The sequence below is a fragment of the Streptomyces hokutonensis genome (genome assembly GCF_042751305.1).
Taxonomy (GTDB): domain Bacteria; phylum Actinomycetota; class Actinomycetes; order Streptomycetales; family Streptomycetaceae; genus Streptomyces; species Streptomyces hokutonensis_A.
Genome location: NZ_JBHYWD010000021.1, coordinates 122677 through 137608 on the forward strand (window position 1 = coordinate 122677; position 14932 = coordinate 137608).

Consider the following 14932-nt stretch of genomic DNA (forward strand, 5'->3'; position numbering starts at 1 on the left):
CGGACCGCACCCCGCCCAGACCCCAGTACGTGCTGATTAGACGCGCGTCGGGCCCCGGGGGCGCCGTATACACCAAGGCGGCAGTTGTGGTGGTCGGGCGCGCACCACACCGCGTCGTACGCGCCCACGCCGATGTCGGCGAAATTGGCGAGGCTGTCGGTGCCGGCGGCGAAATAGCCGGTGTGGCCCTGGGCGTCCTTCGCGGCCAGCACCCGTGCGCCGAACGCCCTGGACACCGGGTCCTCGCCGTGGCCGAGACCGCCGACCTCCATGTACGGCACGTCCTGGATCCAGTCGTTGGCGTCCCGCATCGCCCACACCCGGGCGAGAGTGCGCAGATGGGCGGCGTTCGAGGCGCGCATGCCGGGGCTGCCGGCCACCGCGATGTCGGTCACCCGGGGCGGCAGTTCGTGCGCGGCGACTCCGCACACCACCGAGCCGTAGCTGTGGCAGAACAGGGCGACCTGGGAGGCGCCGGGAAGGGCGCGCACCAGCGCGTTCAGTCGTACGGCGCCTGCCTCGGCGCGGCCCGCGGTGGCCGAGTCGATGCCGAGGCCGCCGGGCGCGGTGTAGTCGGCCCAGGCGATGACGGCGGTGCGCGTGCCGGTGTCGGTCGCGGACTTCGCCGTGTTCTCGGCGGCGTACAGGTTCTGCGCCATGCCGACCGGCGCCGAGTAGCTCTTGTTCGTCTTCTGGAAGGTCAGCAGGTCGGTGTCGACACCGGGGACGATGACCGACACGCGCTGAGCGGTGTCCAGGTCGCCGAAGACCTCGGCGATGCGGCCCGAACCCTCGGGGTCGAAGGCCAGGATGTGACGGTCCCCGCTCATCAACGCCTCGAAGCGGTGCATGAGGCGGCCCGCCTCCTGCTTGCCGTAGGGCGTGAGGCGGCTGTCGTGCATGCGCTTCCGCTCGACCTTGCGGGCCCGGTCGAGGGCGATGTGGTTGGCGCGGTAGCGCAGCTGGACCGGGGCGCCGTTCATGTTGCCGACCGCGAGCGGGTAGCGGTGCGCGAGGCGGGTGCGCTGCTGTGCGGTGAGCGAGGCGAAGAAGCGGGCCAGCCGGGTCGGGGAGGCGTCCGGGTCGGGCAGCTCGCGCCCGTTCACATGGCCGTGCTCCCACGCGGAGAGGGAGGTCTGGAGCGCCGTTTTCCCGGGATGGCTGCGCACCGCGGTCCAGCCGGTGGTCGCCAGCATCACGAACACCACGGCCAGCGCGAGCAGCGCGCGCCAGGCGTTCAGCGTGGGGGAGGAGTCGAAGGAAGTCACTGGGAGGACACACTAGGAGAACGAGAGGGTCTCGCGTTAACCGAGTGATGGGGATCACGTTTCAGCGGTACGTGATGAGGAACTCAGTACGACTCGCTCGCGCGCCAGTTCCCCGCGAGCGCCGGGCCCACCCCGTCGAGGTAGGCGGCCGTCAGCTCCCGCATCGCCTCGATGCTGAGGTCGTCCCCCGCGATCCAGGTCCGCTCCACCACCCGCATCGCCCCGCCGAACACCGCCACCACCAGGCGGGGCCGGTGGTCCGTGTCCACGTCGAGCCCCTCGCGTACGGCGATGATCTGCGCGAGTTCCTCCTCCAGCTCCATCGAGCGCCGCAGATGCGCGGCGAGCAGCGCGGGCGTCGACTCGATGACCCGGTAGGTGCGCATGTGCAGTTCCAGCGGTACGACCTGCTGGACCGCCTCGTTGATGGTGTCCCAGCTCTCCAGGACGGCCCGTCGCAGCGCCTCCAGCGGGGCCTCGTGCGGCGGGCGGGCGCGGACGGCCTCGACGAAGTGCGTCTCGGTGAGCCGGGGCACGAAGAAGGCGGCCTCCTCCTTGCTCGCGAAGTAGCGGAAGAAGGTGCGCTGCGAGACGTCGACGGCCTCGGCGATCTCGTCGACGGTGGTCTGTTCGTAGCCCTTGGCGGTGAACTGTTCGAGGGCGGCACGCAGCAGCGCGTCCCGCGTGCGGGCCTTCTTGCGCTCGCGCAGTGTCTCCATGCCGTTCTCCTCGCGATTGTTGACAGCCGCCGACATCTGAATCTGTTTGTCAACTGTCAGTGGCTGACACTAGCCTCGAACGCATGACTGGTCAGACCACCATCAGCGCGACGGGGCCGGGGGACAAGGCAGCAGCCGCCCCGTCCGACCCGACGCCCTCCACGGGGCTGCGCGGCCACCCGTGGTTCACCCTCATAACCGTCGCCGTCGGCGTCATGATGGTGGCCCTCGACGGCACCATCGTCGCCATCGCCAACCCGGCCATCCAGAAGGACCTCGGCGCCAGCTTCGCCGACGTCCAGTGGATCACCAACGGCTACTTCCTCGCCCTCGCGGTCTCCCTCATCACCGCCGGCAAGCTCGGCGACCGCTTCGGCCACCGCCAGACCTTCCTGATCGGCGTCACCGGCTTCGCCGCCGCTTCCGGCGCCATCGGGCTCTCCCACAGCATCGCGTTCGTCGTCACCTTCCGCGTGCTCCAGGGCCTCTTCGGCGCGCTGCTGATGCCGGCCGCGCTCGGCCTGCTGCGGGCCACCTTCCCGGCCGAGAAGCTCAACATGGCCATCGGCCTGTGGGGCATGGTCATCGGCGCCTCCACCGCGGGCGGCCCGATCCTCGGCGGCGTCCTCGTCGAGCACGTCAACTGGCAGTCGGTGTTCTTCATCAACGTGCCGGTCGGCGCCATCGCGCTCGTCCTCGGCCTGCTGATCCTCCGCGACCACCGCGCGGAGAACGCGCCCCGCTCCTTCGACCTCCTCGGCATCGCGCTGCTCTCCGGCGCGATGTTCTGCCTGGTCTGGGCCCTCATCAAGGCCCCCACCTGGGGCTGGGGCGCCGGCACGACCTGGGCGTTCCTCGCCGCGTCCGTACTGGGCTTCGCCCTGTTCGCCTTCTGGGAGCAGCGCGTCAAGGAACCCCTCATCCCGCTGGGCCTGTTCCGCTCGGTCCCGCTGTCCGCGGGCGTCGTGCTGATGGTCCTGATGGCGATCGCCTTCATGGGCGGCCTGTTCTTCGTGACGTTCTACTTGCAGAACGTGCACGGTATGAGCCCCATCGACGCCGGTCTCCACCTCCTCCCGCTCACCGGGATGATGATCGTCGGCTCCCCGCTGGCCGGCGCCGCGATCACCAAGCTCGGCCCGCGCATCCCGCTGGCCGGCGGCATGGCGGCCACCGCGATCGCCATGTACGGCATGTCCACCCTGGAGTCGGACACCAGCAGCCCCGTCATGTCGATCTGGTTCGCCCTGCTGGGCCTCGGCCTCGCCCCCGTGATGGTCGGCGCCACCGAGGTCATCGTGGGCAACGCGCCCATGGAGCTCTCCGGTGTCGCCGGCGGTCTCCAGCAGGCCGCGATGCAGATCGGCGGCAGCCTCGGTACGGCCGTCCTCGGCGCCGTGATGGCCTCCCGCGTCGACAGCGACCTGCCCGGCAACTGGACCGGCGCAGGCCTGCCCAAGCTCACCCGGCCCCAGCTGGACGCGGCCTCCGAAGCGGTCCAGGTCGGCGTCGCCCCGATCGCCAAGGGCACCCCGGAGGCGATCGCCGCCAAGATCACGACGGTCGCCCACGACACGTTCATCTCCGGCATGAGCCTGGCCTGCCTGGTCGCCGCCGGCGTCGCGGTGGTCGCGGTGTTCGTCGCCCTGCTCACCAAGCGCGGCGAGAACGCGGAGGCGGGCGCGGGAGCGGCCCACATCTAACCCTTTTCCAGGGCGAGTTCGCCTATCAGGGTGACTGCGCTAAAGATTCCTGGCGTTCGGTACGCGCCGCAGGTCACAGTAAGTCAAGTCCTCCGCAGGGCAGGGGGGACGGGTGGTCTGCGGCGCGCTGCCGGAGGGGGGCAGCGCGCAGGCAGGCTTTTTTCGCGCGTAAGGGGGTATCCGGTCATCGTAGGAGTACGGGCCGAACGGGCGCGAACGCCCAGGGAGTTGACGATGACAGGCTTCGGCAACGGAACGCGCAGGACCCCCCGCTCACGTGGCCGTATGGGGTCAGGGACCGGGCCGGACCGCGCGACGCTCGCCATCGTCGGCCTTGTCTGCGCGATCGCGGGCTTCTTCCTGGCGGGGAACCTGGGGATCGTCCTCGGCCCGATCGCCGTGATCTGCGGCTGGCTCGCCATGGGCCGCAGGTGGACGGGCTCACGCCGGGTGATGGCCCTGGTGGCGCTGGTCCTGGGCGTGATCGACACGGTGGCGGCGGTCCTGTGGACGTTCTTCTGAGTCGGGGCTGGATCCGCGGCTAGCGGGACACCTCGTCCCCGACCGGCTGGACGGCTCCCGCTCCCGACAGGGCCGCCACCTCCGCCCGCAACGCCCGCACTTCCTCCGTGAGCGCCTCGATGGCCTCGGTCTGCCGCCGTTCCTCCACGTCGTCCTTCTCGAACCGGGCGATGAACCAGGTGGCGATGTTCGCGGTGACGACACCGAGCAGCGCGATCCCGGAGAGCATCAGCCCGACGGCGATCATCCGACCGAGACCGGTGGTCGGCGCGTGATCCCCGTACCCCACCGTCGTCATGGTCGTGAACGACCACCACACGGCGTCACCCAGCGTCCGGATGTTCCCGTTCGGTGAGTCCCGCTCCACGGACAGCACCGCGAGCGAGCCGAACATCAGCAGCCCGACCACCGCGCCGGCGACATACGTCGTCAACTGGATCTGCGAGGCCATCCGGGCCCGCCGCCCGACGAGTATGAGCGTCGACACCATCCGCAGCAGCCGCAGCGGCTGGAGTATCGGCACCACCACCGCGCACAGGTCCATCCAGTGCGTCCGCACGAACCGCCGCCGGTCCCGGGCCATCGCGAGCCGCATCAGATAGTCGGCGGCGAACGCCGCCCACACCACCCACTCGACCGCCGTGCACACCGCCGTCAGTGAATGACCGGCGGTGGTGTCCACGATCGGCACGGCATAGGCCACGGCAAACGCAACGGCGAGCGCCAGCAACGGCCGCTGAGTCCGCTGCTCCCAACGGGCTTGCGCCGATTGTTGCTTCATGCCCGCATGTTAGGGGGATGGGCAGCCCCGAAGGGGCGCCCATCAGGGGCGCGGGGAACCGCGCGACCAGCCCCCACGCACCCGCACCCAAAAAACTACGCGTCCCCTCCAGCAGCCCCCGGATCAGCCGAAGCCACATCCAGCAACTGATACCGGTCGATCGCCTGCTTCAGCACAGACCGGTCGACCTTCCCCTCCCGGGCCAGCTCCGTCAGCACAGCCACCACGATCGACTCCGCGTCGATGTGGAAGAACCGCCGAGCAGCCCCCCGAGTGTCAGCGAACCCGAACCCGTCAGCCCCCAACGACTGATAGGTGCCCGGCACCCACCGAGCGATCTGATCAGGAACCGACCGCATCCAGTCGGAAACCGCCACGAACGGCCCCTCCGCCCCGCTCAACTTCCGCGTGACATAAGGAACCTGCTGCTCCTCCTCGGGATGCAGCAGATTGTGCCGCTCCACCTCGACGGCCTCGCGCCGCAGCTCGTTCCAGGAGGTCGCCGACCAGACATCGGCCCGAACGTTCCAGTCCTCCGCGAGGATCCGCTGCGCCTCGATGGCCCACGGCACCGCCACACCCGACGCCATGATCTGCGCCGGAACCGTGCCCGAGGCACCCCGGCTGATGCGGTGGACGCCCTTGAGGATGCCCTCGACGTCCACGTCCGCCGGCTCGGCCGGGTGCTGGATCGGCTCGTTGTAGACGGTGAGGTAGTAGAAGACGTCCTCACTGTCCGGCCCGTACATCCGCCGGAGCCCGTCCTGCACGATGTAGGCGATCTCGTACGAGTACGCCGGGTCGTAGGCGACGCAGCCCGGGTTGGTGGAGGCCAGCAACTGCGAGTGTCCGTCCGCGTGTTGCAGACCCTCGCCGGTCAGCGTCGTACGCCCGGCGGTCGCGCCGAGCACGAAACCGCGCGCCAACTGGTCGGCCATCTGCCAGAACTGGTCACCGGTGCGCTGGAAACCGAACATCGAGTAGAAGACGTAGACCGGGATGAGCGGCTCGCCGTGCGTGGCGTACGCCGAACCCGCCGCGATCAGCGAAGCGGTACAGCCCGCCTCCGAGATGCCGTCGTGCAGCATCTGCCCGGTCGGCGACTCCTTGTACGCGAGCAGCAGATCGCGGTCCACCGACTCGTACTGCTGGCCCAGCGGGTTGTAGATCTTCGCGCTCGGGAAGAAGGAGTCCATGCCGAACGTTCGGTACTCGTCCGGCGCGATCAGCACGAACCGCTTGCCGATCTCCTTGTCCCGCATGAGGTCCTTGAGCAGCCGTACGAACGCCATGGTGGTGGCGATCGACTGCTGGCCCGAACCCTTCTTCACACTCGCGTACGTCTTGTCCTCGGGCAGCGCGAGCGGCTTCGAGCGGACGACGCGCGTCGGGACGTAGCCGCCCAGCGCCTTGCGCCGGTCGTGCATGTACTGGATCTCCTCCGAGTTCCGGCCCGGGTGGTAGTACGGCGGCGCGCCGGACTCCAGCTCCTGGTCGGTGATCGGGAGGTGCAGGCGGTCGCGGAAGCCCTTGAGGTCGGCGACCGTCAGCTTCTTCATCTGGTGCGTGGCGTTGCGGCCCTCGAAGTTGGGGCCCAGCGTCCAGCCCTTGACCGTCTGGGCGAGCACGACGGTCGGCTGGCCCTTGTGCTCCTTGGCCGCCTCGAAGGCCGCGAACACCTTGCGGTGGTCGTGGCCGCCGCGCCCCAGGTGCAGGATCTGGTCGTCCGTCATGTTCTCGACCATCGCGCGCAGCCGGTGGTCGTGCCCGAAGAAGTGCTCGCGGATGTACGCGCCGGTCTCCGTGGCGTACGTCTGGAACTGGCCGTCCGGCGTGGTGTTGAGCTGGTTGACCAGCACACCGTCGCGGTCCTGGGCGAGCAGCGGGTCCCAGGTGCGGTCCCAGACCAGCTTGATGACGTTCCAGCCGGCGCCCCGGAACTGGGACTCCAGCTCCTGGATGATCTTGCCGTTGCCGCGCACCGGGCCGTCGAGCCGCTGGAGGTTGCAGTTGACGACGAAGGTCAGGTTGTCGAGGCCCTCGCGCGCGGCGATCGACAGCTGGCCGAGCGACTCCGGCTCGTCCATCTCGCCGTCGCCGAGGAACGCCCACACGTGCGACCTGGAGGTGTCCGCGATCCCGCGTGCCTCCATGTAGCGGTTCATCCGCGCCTGGAAGATCGCGCCGAGCGGGCCGAGGCCCATGGACACGGTCGGGAACTCCCAGAAGTCCGGCATCGACCGCGGGTGCGGATACGAGGACAGCCCGTACGGCGCCTTCGACTTCTCCTGGCGGAACGCGTCGAGCTGCTGCTCGCTGAGCCGGTCCAGGAGGAACGCGCGGGCGTAGATGCCCGGCGAGGCGTGCCCCTGGAAGAAGATCTGGTCGCCGCCGTCGCCCTGGTCCTTGCCCCTGAAGAAGTGGTTGAAGCCCACGTCGTAGAGGGAGGCGGAGGAGGCGAAGGTGGCGATGTGGCCGCCGACCCCGATACCGGGACGCTGGGCCCTGGACACCATCACCGCGGCGTTCCAGCGGGTGGCGTTGAGGATCTTGCGCTCGATCTCCTCGTTGCCGGGGAAGAACGGCTCGTCCTTGGTGGCGATGGTGTTGACGTAGTCCGTGCTGCGCATCTCGGGCACGGCCACGCGCTTCTCGCGGGCCCGCTCGATCAGCCGGAGCATCAGGTAGCGGGCCCGCTCACGGCCGCGCTGGTCCACGGCGGCGTCGAGCGAGTCGAGCCACTCCTGGGTCTCTTCGGGATCGAAGTCAGGAACCTGACTCGGAAGGCCGCCAATGATGATCGGATTGCGATCGGATCCGGAAGCCACGCTGTTCCTTACCTGTCAGAGGGAGCTGGGTGAGGGGGCTGCACCGTTCCCCATGGTCTACCGCTGGGCGGCAATCGTCATCTCTACCGTGAGGTAACCGTGACTCGTTTAGCAAAGTCATTCGAGTCGCGTACCCTCGGAGGGTTCTCAAACGTGCAAACCGGGCAGAACGCTGTGGTGTACGTCACCAGCGGCCGCGATAGCGTGCCTGGAGTTGCGGCGACACGGCCAGGATCGTCACCGTTTCGGCGTTCCGAATCGCCGGGTACTTGCGCGATCCGGCCCGTCCGTGTGGACTACGGCCAATGCTTCGCGCACGCGCGTGGCTGGACATTCATCAAGACATGATCAGGAGGCAACCCGTGAGCGCGACCGCGGACCACGCGGAGGAGCGGACGAACCCTGCCGTCAGGCTGGGGTTCCAGCCCGAGCAGGTGGTCCAGGAGATCGGCTACGACGACGACGTAGACCAGGAACTCCGCGAGGCCATTGAAGAAGTCATCGGCAGCGACCTGGTGGACGAGGACTACGACGACGTCGCCGATGCCGTGGTGCTGTGGTTCCGCGACGAGGACGGCGACCTGACCGACGTGCTGGTGGACGCCATCTCGTACGTCGAGGAGGGCGGCTCCATCCTGCTGCTGACGCCGAAGACCGGCCGTGACGGCTACGTCGAGCCGAGCGACATCTCGGAAGCCGCCACGACCGCGGGACTCTCCGCGGCCAAGAGCGTCAGCGTGGGCAAGGACTGGAGTGGCAGCCGGCTGGTGACGCCCAAGGCGGCCAAGTCCAAGAGGTAGTCCACGGAGGTACCTCGATCGTCGAACCCCGGACGGGCCGGCCACGCCGGCCCGTCCGTCCGCATGCCGTGATCGCTGCGTAGGGTGGTGGACCCAGGGTGCTCTCACCCGAACAGCCCCACCGAAGGGATGCAGGACGAGATGGCGATCCAGGTAGGCGAAAAGGCCCCCGATTTCGAGCTCAAGGACAACCACGGCGCCACCGTGAAGCTCTCCGACTTCCGCGGCGACAAGAACGTGGTGCTGCTCTTCTACCCCTTCGCCTTCACCGGCGTCTGCACCGGCGAACTGTGCTCCCTGCGCGACAACCTGCCGCAGTTCGCCGACCGCGACACCCAGCTCCTCGCGGTCTCCAACGACTCCATCCACACCCTGCGCGTCTTCGCCGAGCAGGAGGGCCTGGAGTACCCGCTGCTCTCCGACTTCTGGCCGCACGGCAACACTTCGCGCGCGTACGGCGTCTTCGACGAGGACAAGGGGTGCGCGCTGCGCGGCACCTTCATCATCGACAAGGAGGGCGTCGTCCGCTGGACGATCGTCAACGCTCTGCCGGACGCGCGTGACCTCAACGAATACGTGAAGGCGCTCGACACCTTGTGATTGTTGGGTTCCAGGGCCTGCGAGGGTCGGGAACCCGTCACTAGGATCGAGACGTTGATCCGATACCGACGCACTACGGGGCATCCCCGCCCCTGGACACCAATGGAGGACTCGTGGGAGTCAGCCTCAGCAAGGGCGGCAACGTTTCACTGACCAAGGAGGCCCCGGGCCTGACCGCGGTCATCGTCGGTCTGGGGTGGGACGTCCGCACCACCACCGGTACCGACTTCGACCTCGACGCCAGCGCACTGCTGCTGAACAGCGCGGGCAAGGTCGCGAGCGACGCCAACTTCGTCTTCTTCAACAACCTCAAGAGCCCCGACGGCTCCGTCGAGCACACCGGTGACAACACCACCGGTGAGGGCGAGGGCGACGACGAGGCGATCAAGGTCAACCTGGCGGCGGTCCCGGCCGACGTCGACAAGATCACCTTCCCGGTCTCGATCTACGACGCCGAGAACCGCCAGCAGTCCTTCGGCCAGGTCCGCAACGCGTTCATCCGCGTGGTGAACCAGGCCGGCGGCGCCGAGATCGCCCGCTACGACCTCTCCGAGGACGCCTCGACCGAGACGGCCATGGTCTTCGGCGAGCTGTACCGCAACGGCGCGGAGTGGAAGTTCCGCGCCATCGGCCAGGGCTACGCCTCGGGCCTGCGCGGTATCGCCCAGGACTTCGGCGTCAACGTCTGACGTCCCCAGGCTTCACCGCCCGGCGCCGCACGGTTCGCGTGCGGCGCCCGGGCGTCCCCCTCTGGGGGAGCGCAGGACAACTCACACAGCATCGCCTCGGGGAGGACCAGCACTATGGGCGTCACACTCGCCAAGGGGGGCAACGTCTCCCTGTCCAAGGCCGCACCGAACCTCACGAACGTACTGATCGGGCTCGGCTGGGACGCGCGTTCCACCACCGGAGCCGACTTCGACCTCGACGCCAGCGCGCTGTTGTGCAACGGCGGCCGGGTGCTCGGGGACGAGTGGTTCATCTTCTACAACCAGCTCAAGAGCCCCGACGGCTCGGTGGAGCACACCGGCGACAACCTCACCGGTGAGGGCGAGGGCGACGACGAGTCGATCCTGGTCGACCTCTCCAAGGTCCCGGCCAACGTCGACAAGGTCGTCTTCCCGGTCTCCATCCACGACGCCGACAACCGAGGTCAGACCTTCGGCCAGGTCAGCAACGCCTTCATCCGCGTCGTCAACCAGGCCGACGGCCAGGAACTCGCCCGCTACGACCTCTCCGAGGACGCCTCCACCGAGACGGCCATGATCTTCGGCGAGCTCTACCGCTACCAGGGCGAGTGGAAGTTCAGGGCGGTCGGCCAGGGGTACGCGTCCGGACTGCGGGGCATCGCACTGGACTTCGGGGTCAACGTCTCGTAAAGGACGTTGGTACCGACCGGCTGTCCCGGTCCGGGGAGTCTCCCTCTAGACTCAGTGCTCGACGTCAAATTTTAAGTAAAGCCGAGTGCGGCGCGGGGGAGACCCGTACACACAGGGATTGGGTAGCCAGTGCTTCTGAAAACCTTCGGCTGGTCGTTCGCGGTCACCGCGCTCGGCCTGGTCGCGGCGGCGTTCTACGGGGGGTGGGAAGCCTTCGGAATCGTGGCGATCCTGGCCGTCCTGGAGATCTCGCTGTCCTTCGACAACGCGGTGGTCAACGCCGGGATCCTGAAGAAGATGTCCGCCTTCTGGCAGAAGATCTTCCTCACGGTCGGCGTCCTGATCGCCGTCTTCGGCATGCGGCTGGTGTTCCCCGTCGTCATCGTCGCCGTCACCGCGAAGATCGGCCCGATCGACGCGGTCGACCTCGCGCTCAACAACAAGGACCACTATCAGCAGCTGGTCACCGACGCCCACCCGGCGATCGCGGCCTTCGGCGGCATGTTCCTGCTGATGATCTTCCTCGACTTCATCTTCGAGGACCGGGACATCCAGTGGCTGCGCTGGATCGAGCGCCCGCTCGCCAAGCTCGGCAAGGTCGACATGCTGTCGGTCTGCATCGCGCTGATCGTCCTGCTCATCACGTCCTTCACCTTCGCGGCCCACGCGCACCAGCACGGCGGCGCGCACACCGACAAGGCGCAGACGGTCCTGATCGCGGGCATCTCCGGCCTGATCACGTACATGATCGTCGGCGGGCTCTCCGGCTACTTCGAGGACAAGCTCGAGGAAGAGGAGGAGCGGGAACACGAGGCGGAGGAAGAGGCCGCGCGCACCGGCAAGCAGCGCTCGGCGGTGGTCCTCGCCGGCCAGGCCGCGTTCTTCATGTTCCTGTACCTCGAAGTCCTCGACGCGTCGTTCTCCTTCGACGGCGTGATCGGCGCCTTCGCCATCACGAACGACATCGTGCTCATGGCCCTCGGCCTCGGTATCGGCGCGATGTACGTCCGCTCCCTGACGGTCTACCTGGTCCGCCAGGGCACGCTCGACGACTACGTCTACCTGGAGCACGGCGCCCACTACGCGATCGGCGCCCTGGCCGTGATCCTCATGGTCACCATCCAGTACCAGATCAACGAGGTCATCACCGGCCTGGTCGGCGTGGTCCTGATCGGCTGGTCCTTCTGGTCCTCGGTCCGCCGCAACAACGCCATCGCGGAAGCCGAGGGAAAAGCCGGCTCGGACGAGAAGACTGAGGTCTCGTCCGGGGTGTGACAAGCTCCCAAGTAAGGGAACGCTCTGTTCGGGGCGGCAGACAGAGGACATGCCCTCGGTCCGCCGCCCCGACAGCTTTGTCGTGAGTGATGTGGACGTGGGGGCGGGAATGGGCTTCTTCGACGGAATCTGGCGGCGCGAGATCGACTTCGACTCGGGCAGCGCGGCCAGCAACGCGATCGAACTGACCAAACGGCACCACCAGGTCTCGCTCACCAAACAGGGCGCGGCCACCGGCAACCTGCGCGTCAACCTGACCTGGCGGATGCGGACCTCCGACATCGGCGGCCTCCAGCGGGAAAGCCTGCTCCGGCACCCCTTCAAGGCCCTCAAGCCGCCCGAGGTCATGGGCCACAGCCAGAGCATGGTCAACGTCGACCTCGACCTCGGCTGCCTCTACGAACTCATGGACGGCACCAAGGGCGTCGTCCAGCCCCTCGGCGGCCTCCTCGGCGACGTCAACTCACCCCCGTACGTCAAGCTCAGCGGCGACGACCGCTTCGGCTCCGCGTCCGGCGAGACGATGTACGTCAACCTCGACCACCGCGACCAGATCAAGCGCCTCCTGGTCTTCGTCTACATCTACGACCAGACGCCCGCCTTCGACCGCACCCACGCGATCGTCACCCTCTACCCCAGCAACGGCCCCCGCATCGAGATAGGCCTCGACGAACGCCACCCCCAGGCCCGCTCCTGCGCGGTGGTGATGATCGAGAACGTCAAGGGCGAGCTGGTCGTCCGCCGCGAAGTGAAGTTCGTCTACGGCTTCCAGGCCGAACTGGACCGCTTGTACGGGTGGGGACTGCAGTGGGGCCGAGGCTACAAAACCAAGGTCGAGCGATAGGTTTTCAGGGGCGCGGGGAACTGCGCGACAAGCCCCCACCGGCCCGCGCCCAGAAAACTGCGCACTCACCCTCAAATGAACTGCGGCCCCTGCGGAGGCAACCGGAAATCCGGATCCACCGCGGAAGCGACAGGCACCGGCTGCGGATACCCGTACGTCCCCGCGGGAGCCGTCTGCGGATACCCGTACGCAGGCTGAGTCACCGGCTCCTGCGCCGGCGGATACCCGTACCCGGACTGCTCCGGAACCGCCGGAGGCACCTGCGCCGGAACCGCCGGGGGCAACGGCTGCGAGACCGCCTCAGGAGCGCCCCCCGCCTCCGACTCGTCCACCGTGATGCCGAAGTCCATGGCCAGCCCGCGCAGCCCGTTCGAATACCCCTCGCCGAGCGCCCGGAACTTCCACCCCTCGCCCCGCCGGTACAGCTCCCCGCAGATCAGCGCGGTCTCCTCGCCGGTCTCCGGCTTGATGTCGAAATACAGCAGCGGATCGCCCTCGGCGACCGCCGCGTCGTACAGCATGATGCGCAGACCCTGTACGCGGTCGAAGGTCTCGTCCTCCGCCGATGCGACCACCAGAATCCGGCTGACTTCGGGCTCGACACCGGCCAGATCTGTCTGGATCGTGTCGGTGGGGCCTTCGGCGACGCGCTTCTTGCCGAGCCGCCAGACCTTCCCGGAGGGGTGCCGGGGCTGGTTGTAGAAGACGAAGTCCTCGTCGGAACGCACCCGACCGGCGGGGCCGAGGAGCAGCGCCGAGACATCCACGTCCGGGCCCCCCTGCCCGGGCGTCCAGCGCAGCACGGCACGTACCGTGGTGGCCTCCAGCGGGACGTTCGACCCTTTCAGCATCGCGTGCGTCATGCGGTCATCCTGCCCTCTCGGTCCTGGTCACGACAACGTGGGGTGCGGACTCCGACACGGCCGAGTTACCTGAAGTTCATGCCCGGCGGGAACTCCTGACATGGATTTGTACGTACTATTACCGGCCACCTATCGAAAACACACACGGTTCACATCGTCACCACGGGGGAGCTTTATGCGTCATTTCGGGCACATTGCCCCTGAGGTACGGCAGCGTCTCTTCTTCCAGGAGCCGTGCGAGTTCGACGCGGACTCCCCGGCCCGACTGCTCGCCGCCGGCCTCGGCGCCACGCTCTACAGCCCGGCCACCCGGCCCCAGCTGGCCGACGACATCGTCAAGCTGGCCGGACGCGGCGTCGTCTCGATGGTGCTGTGCCTGGAGGACTCGATCGGCGACGAGGACGTCCCGGCCGCCGAGGAGAACCTGGTCCGGCAGTTCACCGAGCTGGCCGCCCGCCCCGACGCGGAGCTCCCGCTGCTGTTCGTCCGGGTCCGCGTGCCCGAACAGATCCCCGACCTGGTCCGCCGTATGGGCCCGGCCGTACGACTCCTCTCCGGCTTCGTGATGCCGAAGTTCACCGAGGAACGCGGCATGCCCTTCCTGGAGGCGCTGTCCGACGCCGAGACGGAGAGCGGCCGACGCCTCTTCGGCATGCCGGTCCTGGAATCGCCCGAGCTGCTCTACCGCGAGTCGCGCGTCGAGACCCTGGAGGGCATCTCCCGCGCGGTCGACAAGTACCGCGACCGCGTCCTCGCCCTGCGCCTGGGCGTGACGGACTTCTGCTCCTCCTACGGCCTGCGCCGGGCCTCCGACATGACGGCCTACGACGTCCAGATCGTCGCCTCCGTGATCGCCGACGTGGTGAACATGCTGGGCCGCGCCGACGGCACCGGCTTCACGGTGACCGGCCCGGTGTGGGAGTACTTCCGGGTCCAGGAGCGCATGTTCAAGCCGCAGCTGCGCCGCAGCCCCTTCCTGGAGGGGCAGGCCGAGGAGCTGCGCGAGGCGCTGATCGAGCACGCCATGGACGGCCTGCTGCGCGAGATCGCCCTCGACCAGGCCAACGGGCTGATGGGCAAGACCTGCATCCACCCCACACACGTGCTGCCCGTGCACGCGCTGTCCGTGGTCAGCCACGAGGAGTTCTGCGACGCGCAGGACATCCTGCGGCCGGAGCGCGGCGGCGGGGGTGTGCTGCGCTCGGCGTACACGAACAAGATGAACGAGGTGAAGCCGCACCGCGCCTGGGCCGAGCGGACCATGCTGCGCGCCGAGATCTTCGGCGTCGCACGCGAGGACGTCGGCTTCGTGGAGCTGCTCGCCGCCGGAATCCCCGGCTGAATCGCAAG

14 protein-coding genes are annotated in these 14932 nt (G+C 68.3%); 9 read left to right on the forward strand and 5 right to left on the reverse strand.

The features are described 5' to 3' along the window. Together ACFXC1_RS39140 and ACFXC1_RS39145 are read right to left on the reverse strand one after the other, a co-directional pair. Positions 1–1268: alpha/beta hydrolase (locus tag ACFXC1_RS39140; RefSeq protein ID WP_381251999.1), on the reverse strand; the 1268-nt coding region annotated here is incomplete at its 3' end. 83 nt (positions 1269–1351) lie between these two features. Beyond that, a complete protein-coding gene (locus ACFXC1_RS39145; RefSeq protein WP_381252001.1) occupies positions 1352–1987 on the reverse strand; it encodes a TetR family transcriptional regulator in 636 nt (211 codons plus the stop codon). Between the two features lie 83 nt (positions 1988–2070). Here ACFXC1_RS39145 and ACFXC1_RS39150 point away from each other — a divergent pair, with 83 nt between their 5' ends. Together ACFXC1_RS39150 and ACFXC1_RS39155 are read left to right on the forward strand one after the other, a co-directional pair. After that, positions 2071–3690 carry an MFS transporter gene (locus ACFXC1_RS39150; RefSeq protein ID WP_381252003.1) on the forward strand — a complete coding sequence of 540 codons (1620 nt, stop codon included), beginning with the start codon at positions 2071–2073 and terminating at the stop codon, positions 3688–3690. 234 nt (positions 3691–3924) lie between these two features. Further along, entirely contained in the window at positions 3925–4212 is a 288-nt protein-coding gene (locus ACFXC1_RS39155; protein WP_381252005.1) for a DUF4190 domain-containing protein, read from the forward strand. Positions 4213–4231: 19 nt separating this feature from the next. Here the strand turns inward: ACFXC1_RS39155 and ACFXC1_RS39160 are convergent, their stop codons facing one another. Both ACFXC1_RS39160 and aceE read right to left on the reverse strand, forming a co-directional pair. Continuing rightward, on the reverse strand, positions 4232–4993 hold the full coding sequence (locus ACFXC1_RS39160) for a potassium channel family protein (protein ID WP_381252007.1): 762 nt from the start codon (positions 4991–4993) through the stop codon (positions 4232–4234). 95 nt (positions 4994–5088) lie between these two features. Continuing rightward, positions 5089–7821, reverse strand: a complete 2733-nt coding sequence (aceE, locus tag ACFXC1_RS39165; RefSeq protein ID WP_381252009.1) for a pyruvate dehydrogenase (acetyl-transferring), homodimeric type — start codon at positions 7819–7821, stop codon at positions 5089–5091. Between the two features lie 362 nt (positions 7822–8183). Between aceE and ACFXC1_RS39170 the strand changes: the two genes are divergently transcribed. The 6 genes from ACFXC1_RS39170 (at position 8184) to ACFXC1_RS39195 (ending at position 12719) form a co-directional block, all read left to right on the forward strand. Then, positions 8184–8621 (forward strand): DUF3052 domain-containing protein, encoded by a 438-nt coding sequence (locus ACFXC1_RS39170; protein ID WP_019060358.1) that lies wholly within the window; start codon positions 8184–8186, stop codon positions 8619–8621. A 141-nt stretch (positions 8622–8762) separates the two neighbouring features. Then, positions 8763–9221: a peroxiredoxin gene (locus ACFXC1_RS39175; RefSeq protein ID WP_381252011.1), complete on the forward strand. Its 459-nt coding sequence runs from the start codon at positions 8763–8765 to the stop codon at positions 9219–9221. Between the two features lie 113 nt (positions 9222–9334). Beyond that, positions 9335–9910, forward strand: coding sequence for a TerD family protein (locus ACFXC1_RS39180; protein ID WP_019060360.1), 576 nt, complete (start codon positions 9335–9337; stop codon positions 9908–9910). 114 nt (positions 9911–10024) lie between these two features. After that, the gene (locus ACFXC1_RS39185) at positions 10025–10600 is read left to right on the forward strand and encodes a TerD family protein (RefSeq protein WP_019067108.1); all 576 of its coding nucleotides are present in this window, start codon (positions 10025–10027) and stop codon (positions 10598–10600) included. A gap of 129 nt (positions 10601–10729) precedes the next feature. Continuing rightward, complete coding sequence (locus ACFXC1_RS39190; RefSeq protein ID WP_093626219.1) at positions 10730–11875, forward strand: DUF475 domain-containing protein; 1146 nt, start codon at positions 10730–10732, stop codon at positions 11873–11875. A 109-nt stretch (positions 11876–11984) separates the two neighbouring features. Further along, positions 11985–12719 (forward strand): TerD family protein, encoded by a 735-nt coding sequence (locus ACFXC1_RS39195; RefSeq protein WP_043683829.1) that lies wholly within the window; start codon positions 11985–11987, stop codon positions 12717–12719. A 71-nt stretch (positions 12720–12790) separates the two neighbouring features. On the opposite strand, the gene ACFXC1_RS39200 is transcribed toward ACFXC1_RS39195, so the two are convergent. Continuing rightward, positions 12791–13582, reverse strand: coding sequence for a TerD family protein (locus ACFXC1_RS39200; RefSeq protein WP_381252013.1), 792 nt, complete (start codon positions 13580–13582; stop codon positions 12791–12793). A gap of 175 nt (positions 13583–13757) precedes the next feature. On the opposite strand from ACFXC1_RS39200, the gene ACFXC1_RS39205 reads away from it, so the two are divergent. Continuing rightward, a complete protein-coding gene (locus tag ACFXC1_RS39205; protein ID WP_381252015.1) occupies positions 13758–14924 on the forward strand; it encodes an HpcH/HpaI aldolase/citrate lyase family protein in 1167 nt (388 codons plus the stop codon). Positions 14925–14932 lie beyond the last annotated feature (8 nt).